Origin of the sequence: Bartonella sp. MU70NMGDW (assembly GCF_042194085.1) — a bacterium.
Lineage (GTDB): Bacteria > Pseudomonadota > Alphaproteobacteria > Rhizobiales > Rhizobiaceae > Bartonella > Bartonella grahamii.
Genome location: NZ_JBHIMK010000455.1, coordinates 1 through 939, shown reverse-complemented (window position 1 = coordinate 939; position 939 = coordinate 1). Strand labels below are relative to the sequence as shown.

General features: G+C 38.0%; 1 protein-coding gene and 1 pseudogene. Both read right to left on the bottom strand.

Features of this window, described 5'->3' with window-relative positions; all coding sequences use genetic code 11:
• Positions 1 to 35: 35 nt before the first annotated feature.
• Complete coding sequence (locus ACFIKE_RS12315) at positions 36 to 521, bottom strand: Na+/H+ antiporter subunit E (protein ID WP_375650095.1); 486 nt, start codon at positions 519 to 521, stop codon at positions 36 to 38.
• Positions 518 to 939 (bottom strand): annotated as a pseudogene (locus tag ACFIKE_RS12310) (cation:proton antiporter); the annotation flags it as partial. The pseudogene ACFIKE_RS12310 and the gene ACFIKE_RS12315, both read right to left, overlap by 4 nt.

The following is a 939-nucleotide window of genomic DNA, read 5'->3' as shown; positions in this document are numbered from 1 at the left end:
TGAAAAGAAAAGCCCCCAATAAAGGATCACCATACTCATAAGAAAATCTCCAAAAGTAATTGCTCATACCGTTGTTTGATCAACTGTTTGTAATCATATCCATTTTTTAAATTTAAGACATGAAGCAAAAGTTCACCTTTTTTACTATTATAGGCAATCCAAGCCGTTCCAGGAGTTACCGAAAGGATGCATGCTAAAATAGCCAAAGCAGTGCGATTATGAAGCAGAAGAGGTACTACAATAAAACCAGATTTCTGCTCTCGAGACCTCTTTGTTAAAACAAACCAAGCCACCGAAACATTTGAGAATATAGAATCTATAAATACTCGAAAACCGAGACGAAAAACCGCACTCCAGCTTTTAATAACAGCCTTCTCTGGCTCCAGAAGCCATATCATCCAACCACAAAACAAAGCGGTTAAAATCCCTAAAAGCAATTGCCCTAAACTAAAACCATTTAAAATAAGCCACATAAGGACAATGACACCACTGAAAAAAGGGGAAGGACAAAAACGATTCATTTACTCATTTCCCTATTTTCGAGAGAAAAATCCGTTAAAACGCCCTCAATATAATTTTGAGGTTCATACAAAGTCTTAGCGGTTTCAGACATATAATGACTAACAGGACCGGCTACAATTGTTATAAGAAAACACAAAGCAAGGAGAACGGCAATAGGCGCAAATTCTATCACTTGCACACGGGGAATGCGCCCTTCAAGAGAAACCCAAAAAGTTCGGATACCCGTTCGTGTCAATGCAATCAAAGCCGCAAAACCAGAGAGAGTGACAAAAACAACAAAAAGCCAATCTTGGTAAACCGGAAGAGAAGCAGAAAAATCCTCTCTACTGTGGTTTAAAATTGCCATGAACATCATAAGTTTAGCAACAAAACCAGAAAAAGGTGGCAATCCAATAATCAAAATGGCACAAATACCAA

Excerpts from the sequence above, each read along its gene's own strand:
- ACFIKE_RS12315 (WP_375650095.1), bottom strand. The coding sequence starts at position 521 with ATGAATCGTTTTTGTCCTTCCCCTTTTTTCAGTGGTGTCATTGTCCTT.